This is a genomic window from Bradyrhizobium sp. GW821-FHT13H05, from assembly GCF_058804065.1.
This window is the reverse complement of record NZ_JBXAPO010000009.1, coordinates 215535-230048: the sequence shown is the minus strand read 5'-3', so window position 1 is coordinate 230048 and position 14514 is coordinate 215535. Positions and strand designations below refer to the sequence as shown.

The 14514-nt window shown below is 65.3% G+C and carries 13 protein-coding genes; 8 read left to right on the top strand and 5 right to left on the bottom strand.

The window, feature by feature from the left end; translation table 11 throughout:
* Positions 1-3: 3 nt before the first annotated feature.
* On the top strand, positions 4-675 hold the full coding sequence (gene pdeM / locus AC1RR3_RS26020; protein ID WP_492825965.1) for a ligase-associated DNA damage response endonuclease PdeM: 672 nt from the start codon (positions 4-6) through the stop codon (positions 673-675).
* Between the two features lie 117 nt (positions 676-792).
* Positions 793-1224: a hypothetical protein gene (locus AC1RR3_RS26015; RefSeq protein ID WP_492825963.1), complete on the top strand. Its 432-nt coding sequence runs from the start codon at positions 793-795 to the stop codon at positions 1222-1224.
* Between the two features lie 158 nt (positions 1225-1382).
* On the opposite strand, the gene AC1RR3_RS26010 is transcribed toward AC1RR3_RS26015, so the two are convergent.
* Both AC1RR3_RS26010 and pyrE read right to left on the bottom strand, forming a co-directional pair.
* On the bottom strand, positions 1383-2162 hold the full coding sequence (locus tag AC1RR3_RS26010; RefSeq protein WP_492825961.1) for a DUF2865 domain-containing protein: 780 nt from the start codon (positions 2160-2162) through the stop codon (positions 1383-1385).
* Between the two features lie 300 nt (positions 2163-2462).
* Positions 2463-3026 carry an orotate phosphoribosyltransferase gene (gene pyrE, locus AC1RR3_RS26005; protein ID WP_441238844.1) on the bottom strand — a complete coding sequence of 188 codons (564 nt, stop codon included), beginning with the start codon at positions 3024-3026 and terminating at the stop codon, positions 2463-2465.
* A 184-nt stretch (positions 3027-3210) separates the two neighbouring features.
* Between pyrE and AC1RR3_RS26000 the strand changes: the two genes are divergently transcribed.
* Positions 3211-3837, top strand: a complete 627-nt coding sequence (locus AC1RR3_RS26000; RefSeq protein ID WP_492825958.1) for a glutathione S-transferase family protein — start codon at positions 3211-3213, stop codon at positions 3835-3837.
* A gap of 160 nt (positions 3838-3997) precedes the next feature.
* On the opposite strand, the gene AC1RR3_RS25995 is transcribed toward AC1RR3_RS26000, so the two are convergent.
* From AC1RR3_RS25995 to AC1RR3_RS25985, 3 genes are all read right to left on the bottom strand, one after another.
* Positions 3998-4633 (bottom strand): LysE family translocator, encoded by a 636-nt coding sequence (locus AC1RR3_RS25995; protein WP_492825956.1) that lies wholly within the window; start codon positions 4631-4633, stop codon positions 3998-4000.
* Between the two features lie 146 nt (positions 4634-4779).
* Complete coding sequence (polA, locus tag AC1RR3_RS25990) at positions 4780-7821, bottom strand: DNA polymerase I (protein ID WP_492825954.1); 3042 nt, start codon at positions 7819-7821, stop codon at positions 4780-4782.
* Positions 7822-7912: 91 nt separating this feature from the next.
* Positions 7913-8980 (bottom strand): acyltransferase family protein, encoded by a 1068-nt coding sequence (locus AC1RR3_RS25985; protein WP_492825953.1) that lies wholly within the window; start codon positions 8978-8980, stop codon positions 7913-7915.
* 193 nt (positions 8981-9173) lie between these two features.
* Here AC1RR3_RS25985 and AC1RR3_RS25980 point away from each other — a divergent pair, with 193 nt between their 5' ends.
* The 5 genes from AC1RR3_RS25980 to AC1RR3_RS25960 all read left to right on the top strand — a co-directional run bounded on the left by AC1RR3_RS25980 (position 9174) and on the right by AC1RR3_RS25960 (position 14413).
* A complete protein-coding gene (locus AC1RR3_RS25980; RefSeq protein WP_492825951.1) occupies positions 9174-10490 on the top strand; it encodes a UDP-glucose dehydrogenase family protein in 1317 nt (438 codons plus the stop codon).
* 121 nt (positions 10491-10611) lie between these two features.
* Positions 10612-13086 carry an ATP-dependent helicase HrpB gene (gene hrpB / locus AC1RR3_RS25975; protein WP_492825949.1) on the top strand — a complete coding sequence of 825 codons (2475 nt, stop codon included), beginning with the start codon at positions 10612-10614 and terminating at the stop codon, positions 13084-13086.
* 128 nt (positions 13087-13214) lie between these two features.
* Positions 13215-13727: a TIGR02281 family clan AA aspartic protease gene (locus AC1RR3_RS25970; RefSeq protein WP_492825947.1), complete on the top strand. Its 513-nt coding sequence runs from the start codon at positions 13215-13217 to the stop codon at positions 13725-13727.
* A gap of 60 nt (positions 13728-13787) precedes the next feature.
* The gene (locus AC1RR3_RS25965; protein ID WP_492825945.1) at positions 13788-14084 is read left to right on the top strand and encodes a nucleotidyltransferase family protein; all 297 of its coding nucleotides are present in this window, start codon (positions 13788-13790) and stop codon (positions 14082-14084) included.
* Entirely contained in the window at positions 14081-14413 is a 333-nt protein-coding gene (locus AC1RR3_RS25960; protein WP_492826060.1) for a HepT-like ribonuclease domain-containing protein, read from the top strand. The genes AC1RR3_RS25965 and AC1RR3_RS25960 overlap by 4 nt, the downstream gene beginning before the upstream one ends.
* Positions 14414-14514 lie beyond the last annotated feature (101 nt).

Sequence of the window (14514 nt, the reverse complement as noted above, 5' to 3'; positions counted from 1 at the left end):
GACATGCGCGTTTCCAGGGTCAGCATCAGCGATGTGACCTTCGTGGTGGATCTCTCCGGCGCGCTCTATTGGGACGAACAGCGCCTGCTCGTCGTCTCCGATTTGCATCTGGAAAAGGGCTCCAGCTTCGCCACGCGCGGCGTGCTGCTGCCACCTTACGACACGCTGGCAACGCTAAGCCGTCTCGCTGCTGTCATCTCCCGCCATGATCCGCGCGTGGTCATCGCGCTCGGCGACAGTTTCCACGACCGCACCGCGCATGAGCGCCTGTCCGCGGACGACCGCGATGCCGTCGCCGCACTCCAGACCGGTCGCGACTGGATCTGGATCTCCGGCAATCACGATCCCATGCTGCCGCGCGATCTTGGCGGCACCATCGCCGACGAAGTCGCGATCGGTCCCATCACCTTCCGCCACGAGCCGACCGGCGCGCACGGCGAGATCGCCGGCCATCTGCATCCGAAGGCCCGCGTCTCCGCCCGCGGCCGTTTGATGGAGCGCCGCTGCTTTGCCTCCGATGGACAGCGCGCCGTGATGCCCGCCTTCGGCGCCTATGCCGGCGGCCTCAGCATCCGCGACGCCGCCTTCGCAAAGATCTTTCCGAAGAACGGCTTTGTCGCCCATCTGCTCGGTGACCGCCGCGTCCACGCGATTGCGGCCTCGCGCTGTTATTGAGATTTCGGGTCTCTCTGGAACAAATTAAGAACACTTTAGCAAGTCTTTGATATATCATTGTGATTCGGCACGTTGCCGACACAATATCTAGCGTCTGTCAGATTCTGCGAGGACTACATGTCCACCGTTGCCTTCGACCAGTTTGCCCTCACCCGGATCGCCGATTTCGCCCGTTCGCTGTCGCGGCTGCACCAGGCGGCGCGGCGCCAGCGGATCGATGACGACCAGTTCGACCGCGAGTTCAACGCGGTGTGCCAGTCGGTCTGGGGCTACACCATCGACGACATCAGCGACGATCTGTTCTCGGTCGAGGACCATCTGTTCCTCGACACGCTGGACGAAGCGCATGCGCGCATCTTCGCGGCCGAGCAGGGTTATGACCTCGTTGGGGATCAGGGCATGCTCACCGACTGGTGGGGTTTCTGCTGGATGATGCTGGCCGAAAAGCGCGGCCTGCTCACGGCAGAAAACCGCGCCGCCGCCCGCGCGGCGATCGAGGAGAAATATCTGGCCGCGCCGAACGTGATCGGGGTCATTATCGGGAGGTGACGGTCTCTTGCCGCGGGCGCAGCGCAGCACTCCCGGCGATGCGAAGCATCGTCCGGTGTGATGCGCTGCTGAACCGGGGCCCATGCCCGCGACATTCTGGGTCCCGGCTCTGCGTCGCGTCACTTCGTGCCGCGCCGCGTCCGGGACACGAGACTGAACTACTCCAGCCCCGCCCGCTTCGCAGACTTCCCCTGGGTCTTCGGCGCCGTCACGTCAGGCAGCGCCTCGCGCACGATCTCGGCCTGTGCCGGCGCATCTGCCGACACCGTCTCTGCCCGCACCGGAGCGACCTTCATCTCGCCGAGGCGGGCGCGGACCTGCGCGGTGAGGCCGGGATAGGAGGCGACCGGGGTGAACTCGGCGGTCTGGTCGTTGCCGAGGCGAACGCCGGTATAGGCGACGAGGCCGTCGGAGGTCGCGATCACGTCGCCGGCCTTCAGCGAGGAGTCGAGCGCGAGATCGACCGGGGCGAGGCCGACCGGCTCACGGCCGTTGCAGGTGCAGTCCGAACGCAGCGCCTTGCGATAGGCGAACGCGTTCTCGCTGTCGGCGTAGCGCTCGCCGGTCTGCGACGCGGCGCCGTCGATCGAGGAGCCGAAATAAACCTTTGTCGTGCTGGCAGGACAGAACGCCTGACACATCTGCGCCGGCGAGGCGAGGCCGCGCATCAGCGGAAAATACTTGCCGTCACAGCTGCGCACGCAGAAGGCTGGGCCCGAGCCGCCGGCTGCCGCCGAGCGGGTCGGCGGCACGTATTGCGGGGTCGCGGCGTTCTGCTGGCCGGTGAAGGGATCGGCGTAGGAGTTCGCCTGCTGCGGCACTTCGCGCTGAGGCCGCTGCTGCTGCATGCCGCCGAAGAAGAAGTCGAACAGGCCTTCGGCCGAAACCGGGGCCGGAGCTGCAAGCAGCGGGGCTGCCAGGGTGGCGGCCACAAGCATCGCGCGACGCCGCCGGCGCGCATGGGACGAGACTGTACGCAACGCTTACTCCACCCGACGCTACTGAACCGGGCCGGGACCGTCAGGTCTCAGCGAATGATTCACCATAGAGCGGGATGGTAAATGAGGGGTTGAGGGAGCAGTTCCTGGCGAACTCTCGTGCTCCGGACGCTGCGCAGCGCGCCGCCCTACGCGGCGTGATGCGCTGCAGAGCCGGGGCCCATGCTCGCGACAGTCTGGGTCCCGGCTCAGCGTCGCGTCACTTCGTGCCGCGCCGCGTCCGGGACACGAGAGCCCGTGTTACGCCTTCAAGAATTCCGAGGCCTTGTACAGCGAGCGGAACGGCAGGCCGGCCGCACCAAACGTGTCGGTGGCGCCTTCCTCGCGGTCGACCATGGTCAGCACCAGCACCACTTCGGCGCCGGTCTCGCGCACCGATTCCACGGCCTTCATCGCCGAGCCGCCGGTCGTGGTGACGTCCTCGACGATCACGACGCGTTTGCCTTCCAGCGTCTCGCCTTTGGGCAGGCCTTCAATCGCGAGCTTGGCGCCATGCTCCTTCGGCTTCTTGCGCACGAAGAACGCCGCGATCGGATGGCCCTTGATCCAGGAGATCTGCGCCAGCGCGCCGGCGAGCGGCACCGCGCCCATCTCGAGCCCGCCGATGAAATCGAGATTGTCGTCCTTGAGCGCCTCGTAGGTGAGCTCGGCGAGCAGGGTCGCGCCCTCGGGGTCGAGCATGGTCGGCTTGAGGTTGAAGTAGAAATCGCTCTTGCGGCCCGACGCGAGCGTCACGTCACCGCGGCCGAAGGAGCGCCGGCGGATGATTTCGAACAGGCGGGCGCGGGAGGCAGATTTCGACACGGCGGTCCCTCGGGAGCATTTTTGGAAAGTGGCGGAATTTATCCGCGAAGGCCGCGACATTCCAGAGGGGACCGGTCCAGTCAACAGGGATCGGCCGACGGTCGGCCATCCCGGCCCGCCGGTTGTGGGGGTGCAACCTTCTGGAGTAGTGGAGGGGCAACCTGTTGGGGAAGGAAATTAAGGCATGACCATCGAGTTGCACACCTGGAACACGCCGAACGGCCGCAAGATCTCGGTCGCGCTGGAGGAAATGGGGCTGCCCTACAAGGTGATCCCGGTGAACATCAGCAAGGGCGAGCAGATGGCGCCAGCGTTCCTGAAGCTCTCCCCGAACAACAAGATTCCCGCGATCGTCGACCCCGAGGGGCCCGACGGCAAGCCCGTCAGCATCTTCGAATCCGGCGCAATCCTGCTCTATCTCGGCGAAAAGACCGGCAAATTCCTGCCGAAATCGCTCGCAGGCCGCATTCCCGTCTATGAATGGCTGATGTGGCAGATGGGCGGCTTCGGCCCGATGCCGGGCCAGGTGCATCATTTCATCGCACTCGAGAACGAGCAGGACCGCGCCTACGGCCTGAAGCGCTACATGGCCGAGACCCGCCGGCTCTACGGCGTGCTGGACCGCCGCCTCGCCGACCACGAGTTCGTCGCCGGCGACCTCTCGGTTGCCGATTTTGCCATTCTCGGTTGGGCCTGGCGCCACCCTCGCCACAAGGTTGATCTGGCCGATTTCCCCAACGTCAAGCGCTGGTACGACGCCCTGATGGCCCGCCCGGCCGTGAAGCGGGGCATGGACGCGAAGCTGGATTGATCTCTCAGCTCTCGCATCGCGTGCCCCGGACGCAGTGCAGCGCGAAAGCGGTGCACTGCAGAGCCGGGGCCCATGCGGCAACACTGGGTCCCGGCTCTGCGCAGCACCGCAAGAGCGCTGCAGCGCGTCCGGGACACGAGCGCATGTCTTGCGACGTCGACTACACCTTCCGCGCTTCCACCGCCATCCGGACCGCGAGCCCGGCCAGCACGGTGCCCATCAGCCAGCGCTGCACCAGCATCCAGCTCGGCCGGCTTGCCAGGAACAGCGCGATCGATCCCGCCGCGAGCGCGATCATCGCATTCACGCTGACGCTGATCGCGATCTGGATCGCGCCCAGCACCACCGACTGCGTCAGCACGCTGCCGGCAGTGGGATCGATGAACTGCGGCAGCAGCGCCAGATACAGCATCGCGATCTTCGGGTTGAGCAGATTGGTGACGAGCCCCATCGCGAACAATTTGCGCGGGCTGTCGATCGCGAGCTTCTTCACCTGGAACGGCGAGCGTCCGCCCGGCTTCACCGCCTGCCAGGCGAGCCAGAGCATGTAGCCGGCACCGGCGAAGCGCAGCGCGTCATAGGCAAAGGGAATGGCCAGCAGCAGCGCCGTGATGCCGAACGCCGCGCACAGCATGTAGAACACGAAGCCCAGTGCCACCCCGCCGAGCGAGACGATGCCCGCCGCCGGCCCCTGCGTGATCGAGCGCGAGATCAAATAGATCATGTTCGGCCCGGGCGTGAGCACGAGACCGAGCGAGACGAGGGCGAAGCCGAGCAGGGCGGAGGTATGGGGCATGGGTGAACCGGTGCGGGGGATGGCACGGTTCTAATATGCGAGTGATCGCCTCGCCATCGCGCAATTGCTCGGAGGACAATTCCAGGTGCTGCCGCGCACGCGATGCGCTCCCTCGCTCCGTTCTTACAGGGAGAGGTGACGAGCGCTCAATGCGCCTCGTCCCAGTTCGTTGCCGCCCGCGCATCCACATGCAGCGGCACCGACAGGTTCACGGCCGGGAACGGCGCGTCCTGCATCACGTGCTGCACGACCGGCAGCGTCGCGGCGACCTCCGCATCCGGCACCTCGAAGATTAACTCGTCATGCACCTGGAGCAGCATCTGCGCCGAGAGCTTCTTCTGCGCCAGCGCATCCTCCACCCGCGTCATGGCGCGGCGGATGATGTCGGCGGCGGTGCCTTGCAGCCGCGCGTTGATGGCGGCGCGCTCGTTGAAGGCGCGCACCGAGGCATTGGACGCCTTGATGTCGGGATAGTGCATCTTCCGGCCGAACAGCGTGGTGACATAGCCGTGGCTGCGGCAGAAGTCCCGTGTCTCGTCCATGTAGGCGCGGATGCCGGGGAAGCGCTCGAAATACTTCTTGATGTAGGCCGAGGCTTCCTCGCGCGCGATACCGAGCTGGTTGGCGAGGCCGAACGCCGAGATGCCGTAGATGATGCCGAAATTGATCGCCTTGGCGCGGCGGCGGATTTCGCTCGGCATGCCCTTGATCGGGACGCCGAACATTTCGGACGCCGTCATCGCGTGAATGTCGAGCCCGTCCTTGAACGCCTGCTTCAGCACGGGAATGTCGGCGATCTCCGCCAGCAGCCGCAGCTCGATCTGCGAATAGTCGGCAGAGACCAGCTTGTGCCCTGATGTCGCGATGAAGGCGCGGCGGATTTTTCGGCCGTCCTCGGTGCGCACCGGGATGTTCTGCAAATTCGGCTCGTTCGACGACAGCCGGCCCGTGGTGGTCGCGGCCAGCGCGTAGGTCGTGTGCACGCGATGGGTCTGCGGATTGACATAGGTCGGCAGCGCGTCGGTGTAGGTCGATTTCAGCTTCGAGACCTGGCGCCATTCGAGGATCTTCTTCGGCAGGTCGTGGCCCTGCTCGGCGAGCTCGTCGAGCACCTGCGCGGTGGTCGACCACGCGCCGGTCTTGGTCTTGGTGCCGCCGGAGAGACCCATCTTGCCGAACAGGATGTCGCCGATCTGTTTTGGACTTCCGACATTGACCGGCTCGCCCGCGATCTCCTGGATTTCGGCCTCGACGCGCGCGGCGGTCTGGGCGAAGTCGCCGGAGAGACGCGAGAGCACCTGGCGGTCGATCGAGATGCCGCGCCGTTCCATGCGCGCGAGCACCGACACCAGCGGCCGCTCCAGCGTCTCGTAGACGGTGGTCATCTGCTCGGCGACGAGGCGGGGCTTGAGCACGCGCCAGACCCGCAGGGCCATGTCGGCGCCTTCGGCCGACAGCGGCGCGGCCTTGTCGATCGGCACCTGGTCGAAGGTGATCTTGCCCTTGCCGCTGCCGAGCAGCTCGCTCTCCTTCAGCATGGCATGGCCGAACCAGCGCTCGGCGAGCGAGTCGAGTTCATTCGAGCCCCGCCCGGCGTCGAGCACATAGGAGATCAGCTTGGCATCGTCGGCGTTGCGCAGCGTGATGCCGTGCTGCGCCAGCATCACGGCGGTGAACTTGACGTCGAAGCCGATCTTGAGAATTCCCCCTGATTCCAGCACCGGCCGCAGCGCCTCGATCGCATCGGCATGCTTGACCTGATCGGGTGCAAGGCCCGCGTCGAACAGGCCGGCGCCGCCGCCGGACTGCTTGTGCGCCAGCGGCACGTAGCAGGCCTCGTTCGGCGCCAGCGCCAGCGCAATGCCGCAGAGATCGGCCTGCATCGGATCGATGGAGTTCGCACGGATCTCGATCGCGACATGACCGGCATCGTGGATGCGGGCGATGAAGGCGTTGAGCTCGTCGAGTGTCTTGATCGCCTGATACCTGCCGCGATCGACCGGAAGTTTTCGCAAGGCCTCTTCGCGCGCGGCTGCGAGTGAGATCGGCGCGCCCTTGACGCTGGCCGACTTGTCGCCCTTGTCGCCGCCCGTCGCGGTCGCCGCAGGAGCGGCGAAGAGATCGCCCGATGTCGCGGACGACGTCGTCCTGGGTGCGCTGTCGCCGCCACGTGCCTCGCTGCTGTTCGTCACATCGGCATCGACATTGGCCGGATCGATCTGCGAATAGTCGGCGACGCGGCGCGTCAGCGTGGAAAACTCCATCGCCTTCAGGAACGCGACCAGCTTGCGCGCGTCGGGTTCGTGCACGGCGAGATCGTCCAGCGGCACCTCCAGCTCGACCTTGTCGTCGAGCAGCACCAGCTGGCGCGAAATCCGCGCCTTCTCGGCATTCTCGATCAGCGCCTCGCGCCGCTTCGGCTGCTTGATCTCGGTGGCGCGGAACAGGAGCTGCTCGAGGTCGCCGTATTCGACGATCAGCTGCGCCGCGGTCTTGATGCCGATACCGGGGACACCAGGCACGTTGTCGGTGGAATCGCCGGCCAGCGCCTGCACCTCGACCACCTTTTCCGGCGGCACGCCGAATTTCTCGATCACCTCGGGAATGCCGATGCGGCGATCCTTCATGGTGTCGTACATCGTGATCTTGTCGTTCACGAGCTGCATCAGGTCCTTGTCGGAGGACACGATGGTCGTGGTGGCGCCGCGCTCGCTGGCCTGCCGCGCATAGGTCGCGATCAGGTCGTCGGCCTCGAAGCCGCCCTGTTCCAGGCACGGCAGGTCGAAGGCGCGCACGGCCTCGCGGATCAGCGCGAATTGCGGAATGAGATCGTCAGGCGCCGGCGGCCGGTGCGCCTTGTACTCGGGATAGATCTTGTTGCGGAACGTGACTTCCGACTTGTCGAACACGATGGCGAGATGCGTCGGTCGGTTGTCCGCGGGCATGTCGCGCAAGAGCTTCCACAGCATGTTGCAGAAGCCGAGCACGGCGTTGACCTGAAGGCCGTCGGATTTGCGGTTCAGCGGCGGCAGCGCGTGATAGGCGCGGAAAATGTAACCGGAACCGTCGACCAGGAAGATGTGGTCGCCCTTGCCGGCTGCCCTCGCCGCGACCGGTTTGGCAGCAGCTGTCGCGGCAGCGGGCTTGGTTTCGGCTTTGGCGGCGGTCTTCGGGGATGTCTTGGGCATGGCCGCAATGTATGAATTTTTGCGGCAAAAGACAGCCTTGGGAGCGGGATTTTTGGGCTGGTGGGGCGACTATCCCCCACTGTGATTCTCGCTATTCCGCGGCCTGCAACGCGGCCGTAGCCTTCTTCGGCGCGATCCAGAATGCATCCGGCCGCTCGAACAGGAAATTGCCGCCGAGCCGCAGCGCCGCCTGCCAGATCGCCAGCGATCCGATTACGCCGACGATGGTGACGATCAGTGACACCGTGCCGATATCAGGAATGATACCCGTGTGCAGCAGCAGCGTTCGCGTCGCTGCCATCGGCAGGAAGAAGGCGAGATAGATCACGATCGAATGCTCGCCGCAGAAGCGGAAAAAGTTCAGCCGCTGCGCGCGCGCGAGCAGAGTGCCCATCGTGATGATCGCGCCGGCGCCGGCGAAGCCGAGCACGAGCGAGACGATCTTCCATTCGCTGGCGCCACTCGCGACGAGACCGGCATTGATCAGCGCCCAGGTCGCGAGCGCTCCGAGCGCAGGCGCAGGACGGCTGCGTGCGCGATCCGACAGTGCGAACACGTAAGGCGCGAACAGATAGCCCGAATAGAAATAGACGAAGCGCGCGCAGAATTCGTCGATCGCGGTCCAGCCGGTCGTGATGCGTGCCGTCTCCAGCGCGGCGGCAATGAGCCAGATCGCCAGCGGCGGCATTTTGCGTGTCAGTTTTGTGACGATGAAGAAGATCGGCAGCAGGTAGATGAACCAGAGCGTCCCGAACGGCTCGATGAAGGATTCCAGATACAGCAGGCCCGCGTCGCGCCAGCCGGTTTCGGCGGCGAAGGCGGGGGCCTTGAAGCCGAACTGGATTGTCACCCAGACGACATAGAAATAGGCGAAATGCACCACCTTGCGGTCGAGATAGGTTCGCCAGTCGCGATCGATCACCAGGGGCAGGAATAGGCCCGAGATCAGGAAGAAATCCGGCATCCGGAACGGCTTTGCGAAGGCCACCAGGACGTGCATGAAACCGGTCTCGCCGGCGGCGAGCTCGACCCCCAGCACCGAATGCATCATCACGACCATGACGATGCAGATGCCCTTGGCGTAGTCGACCCAGTCGACACGCGCGGCAGCCGGGGCGTTAACGCCCCTGCTCGCTGCGATTGTGCCTGATGGTGCCATGGTGTCCCGTTTCGAGGCGTGTTCCGCCCGGCTCTGTGCGGGCGTGATGCAGTGTGGGGCCTTGCGGTTTACGATTTCTTTACCGGTACAATTCGTGTGCCGGTTTTTGCGTGCGGCCTGTTCCCACCCATCAGGAAAGTGCTAAACCGCCCCGCATTGGGATTTCGTTAACCAAGCCAAAACAGGGTTTTTCATGCGCATCGCGATGATCGGAACGGGCTATGTGGGACTGGTGTCCGGAGCCTGCTTTGCGGATTTCGGTCACGACGTCACCTGCGTCGACAAGGACGAGAAGAAGATCGCGGCACTCCATCGCGGTGAGATTCCGATCTACGAGCCCGGCCTCGACGAGCTGGTTGCGGCCAACGTCAAGGCCAAGCGGCTCGACTTCACCACCGATCTGTCGAAGCCGGTTGCGGATGCCGATGCCGTGTTCATCGCGGTCGGCACGCCGTCGCGCCGCGGTGATGGTCACGCTGATCTGTCCTATGTCTACGCCGCCGCGAAAGAGATCGCGCAGTCGCTGTCCGGCTTCACCGTCGTGGTGACGAAGTCGACCGTGCCGGTCGGCACCGGTGACGAGGTCGAGCGCATCATCCGCGAGACCAATCCCAAGGCCGATGTTGTCGTCGCCTCGAACCCTGAGTTCCTGCGCGAGGGCGCCGCGATCCGAGACTTCAAGTTTCCCGATCGCGTCGTCGTCGGCACCTCCGACGAGCGCGGCCGCAAGGTGATGGGCGACATCTATCGTCCGCTGTCGCTGAACCAGGCGCCGCTGATGTTCACGGAACGCCGCACCGCCGAGATGATCAAATACGCCGCGAACGCATTCCTCGCGACCAAGATCACCTTCATCAACGAGATCGCGGACCTTTCCGAAAAGGTCGGCGCCAACGTGCAGGAGGTTGCGCGCGGCATTGGCCTCGACAACCGCATCGGCACGAAATTCTTGCACGCAGGTCCCGGCTTCGGCGGCTCCTGCTTCCCGAAGGACACCAAGGCGCTGATCAAGATTGCGCAGGACTATGATGTGAGCCTTCGCATCGTCGAATCCGTGCTTTCGGTCAACGAGAACCGCAAGCGCGCGATGGCGCGAAAAGTGAGCCAGGCACTCGGTGGCTCGCTGCGCGGCAAGACCATCGCCGTGCTCGGCCTCACCTTCAAGCCCGACACCGACGACATGCGTGATGCACCGTCGATCCCGCTCGTCACCGGCCTGATCGACATGGGCGCGAAGGTGAAGGCCTTCGATCCCGTCGGCATGGAGCAGGCCAAGAGTGAGCTGCCCAGCATCACCTATTGCGAGGATGCTTATTCCTGCGCTGAAGGCGCCGATGCGCTCGTCATCGTCACGGAATGGACCCAGTTCCGCGGCCTCGATCTCGACCGGCTGAAGGCGACCATGGCCCAGCCCGTCGTTGTCGATCTCCGCAATATCTTCCGCCCGGAAGACATGCGTGCGGCCGGCTTCGTCTACGAGAGCGTCGGCCGACCGACCGTTCAGGGCTGATAACCATATGATTGTCATACCCCGCGAAGGCGGGGTATCCAGTAATCTCGATCTTCGTGATGATTGAGATCTGAGTTTACTGGATCACCCGCCTTCGCGGGTGATGACGGGACCGAGATATTTGCCCCGCAACTTCGACACGCCCCTCCCGATCGATGCCGTGCTCGACGACCTCTCGCGCACGCTGGAGGCCAACAATGCGGCTGTGCTGGTGGCTCCCCCGGGGGCAGGCAAGACCACGCGCGTGCCGCTGGCATTGCTCGACGCACCCTGGGCCAAGGGCAAGAAGATCATTGTGCTGGAGCCGCGCCGCATCGCCGCGCGCGCCAGTGCCGACCGCATGGCCAGATCGCTCGGCGAGCGCGCCGGCGAGACCGTTGGGTATCGCGTCCGTTTCGGCTCGAAGATTTCGCGCGCGACGCGAATCGAAGTCGTGACCGAAGGCATCTTCACCCGTCAGATCCTCGACGATCCCGAACTCTCCGGCATCGCCGCCATCTTGTTCGACGAATTCCACGAGCGCTCGCTAGATGCCGACATGGGTCTGGCGCTGGCGCGTGATGCGCAGACCGGCCTGCGCGAAGACCTGCGTATCCTCGTGATGTCGGCCACGCTCGACGGCGCCCGGGTCGGAAAGCTGCTTGGTGAGGCGCCTGTCGTCGAAAGCGAGGGCCGCGCCTTTCCGGTCGAGACGCGCTATCTCGGCCGCAAGGCGGATGCGCCGATCGAGCGGCAGATGGCGGATGCGATTGCGTCTGCGTTGCGTGCCGACAGCGGCTCGGTGCTGGCGTTCCTGCCCGGCGCCGCCGAAATCCGCCGCACCCAGAACTTTCTCGGCGAGCGCGTGCAGGACGCCAGCATCGAGATCGTGCCGCTGTTCGGCGCGCTCGATGCCGCCGTGCAGGACCGCGCGATTTCGCCGGCGCCCAAGGGCATGCGCAAGGTCGTGCTGGCGACCTCGATCGCCGAGACCTCGCTCACCATCGAAGGCGTGCGCATTGTCGTCGATTCCGGGCTTGCCCGCGTGCCGCGCTACGAGCCCGATATCGGCCTGACCCGGCTCGAGACCGTGCGTGCCGCCCGCGCAGCGGTGGACCAGCGCCGCGGCCGCGCCGGCCGCACCGAGCCTGGCGTTTGCTATCGGCTCTGGGACGAGCCGCAGACGGCCTCGCTCGCGCCCTACACCCAGCCGGAAATTTTGAGCGCCGATCTGTCCTCGCTGGTGCTCGATCTCGCGCAATGGGGTGTCGCCGATCCCGCCGCACTGTCGTTCCTCGATCCGCCGCCCGCGCCGGCCTGGAAGGAAGCCAAAAGTCTGCTCACCGAGCTTAACGCGCTCGATGCCGACGGCCGCATCACGGCGGAGGGCAAGAGCTTGCGCGCGCTGGCGCTGCCGCCGCGGCTGGCGCGCATGATCGTGGATTCGCATCGCGCCGGCGAGGGCGAAGCCGCCGCGGAGATTGCCGCCATCCTCACCGAGCGTGGGCTTGGCGGCGACAGCGCCGATCTCGAGCATCGCCGCGATCAGTTTCGCCGCGACCGCTCGCCACGCGCTGCGAGCGCGCGTGATCTGGCGCGGCGCTGGGCCTCGCAGGTGGCGGCGTCAGAGAAGGCGGGCGAGCCGGATGATCTCTCCACCGGCCTGATGCTCGCCTACGCCTTTCCGGACCGCGTCGCGCGTAATCGCGGCAATGGCAGCTTCGTGCTCGCCAATGGCCGTGGCGCTGCCGTCGAGCAGACATCGTCGCTGGCACGAGCGCCCTATATCGCGATCGGCGAGATGACGGGCACGGCGGCGAGCGGCCGCATCCTGCTCGCCGCGCAAATCACGCAGGACGAGATCGAGCGGCATTTTGCCGAGCATATCGAGAGCGTCGACGAGATTTCCTTCGACCGCGGGGCGATGGCGCTGCGCGCGCGGCGCAAGCGCGCGCTGCATGCGATCACGCTCTCCGAAGCGACACTTGCGGTGTCGCCCTCCGAGGACACCGCGCGCATCTTCGCCGATGGGCTGATCGCCGCCGGCCTCGACCGGCTGCCCTGGTCGAAGGCCGCAAAACAATGGCGCGATCGCGTGATGTTCTTGCGCAAGGCCGAGGGCGACAGCTGGCCGGATCTGTCCGATGACGGATTGATCGCGCGGCGCGAGGACTGGCTGGTGCCGGCGCTCTACGACAAGATCGCACTGAAGGACATCTCCCCCGGCGATCTCTCCGATGCGCTTATGGCGCTGCTGCCGTGGGAGATGCGCGCGCGGCTAGATCGCGAGGCGCCGACGAATTTCGAGGCGCCGACCGGCACTATTCTGGCGATCGACTATGAGGCCGAGCAGGGGCCGACCATCGCGGTGCGGCTCCAGGAATTGTTCGGCCTCAACACCCATCCCTCGATCGCCGCCGGCAAGGTGCCGCTGGTGCTGGAATTGCTGTCGCCGGCGCAGCGCCCGGTGCAGGTGACGCGCGATCTCCCGGGCTTCTGGCGCGGCAGCTACAGTGCGGTACGCTCCGACCTGCGCGGCCGCTACCCGCGCCACCCCTGGCCGGAAGACCCGGCGAATGCGCTGCCGACCCGGCGGGTCAAGCCGCGCGGCACCTGAGAAACCACGAACCCGCATTAACCGTCCGCTCATCCTTTTCGTCAAAATGGCACCGGCCCAGCCGCGGCATCGCTCGCGGTCGGGCGTGCCGCGTGGTGAAATCGAGCTTTCGGCTCGGAAGTGGTGTGATGCGTAACATTGTGATCTTCGCGGCCGTGATGATCGGCCTCGGCACCTTCATGGCGCAGATGGCGGACAGGATGAGCTCCGCGTCCGCCACATCAGTGCCGCGCACGACGGTCGCAGTGGTGACCACGGCGCCGGCTGGCGGCCGCAGCGTCAATATTCCCCGCGACGCCCGCGGTCATTTCCAGACTGAAGGCCGCGTCGACGGCCAGCGCATCGGCTTCATGATCGACACCGGCGCGTCCGTGGTGGCGCTGAACGAGACCTCGGCTGCCCGCTTTGGTCTCCGTCCCTCGCGCAGCGAGTACAACGCTACCGTCTCCACCGCCAACGGCACCATCAAGGCCGCGCGCACCCGCATCGCCATGCTCGATGTCGGCGGCCTCGTCGTGCGCGACGTCGATGCCATGGTGCTTCCGGACGAAGCGCTGTCCGAAAACCTGCTCGGTCTCTCCTTCCTGTCCCGCCTGAAGCGTTTCGAGTACGCCAACGGCCAGATGGTGCTGGAGCAGTAGGTCTGCTCTAATTGGCCGGTGGGCCTCCCTTAAGGGCGAGCGGGGTGCTATATTCCGTCCATGAACAGCCCCGACGCGATTGCCATCCTCCGACGGTCCGAGTCCGCCCTGCGCGAGCGGGGCGTTTTGCATGCCGCGCTGTTTGGTTCGGTCGCGAGGGGTGAAAATCACTCCGGCAGCGACGTCGATATCATGGTTGAGATCGATCCCGAGGCGCGGATCACGGTCTTCGACTACGTCGAGCTCAAGGAATATATCGCCAACCTTTTTGACGGGCCGGTTGATGTCGTCAATCGCGACGGCCTGAAATCATACGTCGCGCCCGCCGCGACGGCTGACGCTGTCTATGCCTTCTGATCGCATCGACGGGACCCTGCGGGCTCCTGCATCACATCGATCTGGCGATTGAGTTCGCCGGAGGTCTCGATCGCGAGGCATTCGCGGCGGACCTGCGGGCGGTCTATGCCGTTACGCGGTGTCTGGAAATCATTTCAGAAGCGTCTCGACGCCTGCCAGAAGAACTGAAGGCGAGGCACCCAGGGATCGCATGGAGGCAGATGGCGGCGGCGGGCAATGTCTATCGCCACAACTATGAGGACGTTGCAGCCCATCTTGTGTGGGAGACCGCTCAGCAGGCACTCCCACCTCTCAGGGCAGTCGTCGAAAATGAGATGGCACGCCCATAGCCGATCTGGCCAGAAATGCAGGTTCTATCTCAGCACATCATTCCTCGTTACCAAACTGCCGCAATTATCATCCATAAGGCGCCATTCCCGCCTTCCGCCAC

Excerpts from the sequence above, each read along its gene's own strand:
- AC1RR3_RS26010 (WP_492825961.1), bottom strand. The coding sequence starts at position 2,162 with ATGCTTGTGGCCGCCACCCTGGCAGCCCCGCTGCTTGCAGCTCCGGCC.
- AC1RR3_RS25970 (WP_492825947.1), top strand. The coding sequence starts at position 13,215 with ATGCGTAACATTGTGATCTTCGCGGCCGTGATGATCGGCCTCGGCACC.
- AC1RR3_RS25980 (WP_492825951.1), top strand. The coding sequence starts at position 9,174 with ATGCGCATCGCGATGATCGGAACGGGCTATGTGGGACTGGTGTCCGGA.
- AC1RR3_RS25995 (WP_492825956.1), bottom strand. The coding sequence starts at position 4,633 with ATGCCCCATACCTCCGCCCTGCTCGGCTTCGCCCTCGTCTCGCTCGGT.
- AC1RR3_RS26015 (WP_492825963.1), top strand. The coding sequence starts at position 793 with ATGTCCACCGTTGCCTTCGACCAGTTTGCCCTCACCCGGATCGCCGAT.
- AC1RR3_RS25965 (WP_492825945.1), top strand. The coding sequence starts at position 13,788 with ATGAACAGCCCCGACGCGATTGCCATCCTCCGACGGTCCGAGTCCGCC.
- pdeM (WP_492825965.1), top strand. The coding sequence starts at position 4 with ATGCGCGTTTCCAGGGTCAGCATCAGCGATGTGACCTTCGTGGTGGAT.
- polA (WP_492825954.1), bottom strand. The coding sequence starts at position 7,821 with ATGCCCAAGACATCCCCGAAGACCGCCGCCAAAGCCGAAACCAAGCCC.
- AC1RR3_RS25985 (WP_492825953.1), bottom strand. The coding sequence starts at position 8,980 with ATGGCACCATCAGGCACAATCGCAGCGAGCAGGGGCGTTAACGCCCCG.
- AC1RR3_RS26000 (WP_492825958.1), top strand. The coding sequence starts at position 3,211 with ATGACCATCGAGTTGCACACCTGGAACACGCCGAACGGCCGCAAGATC.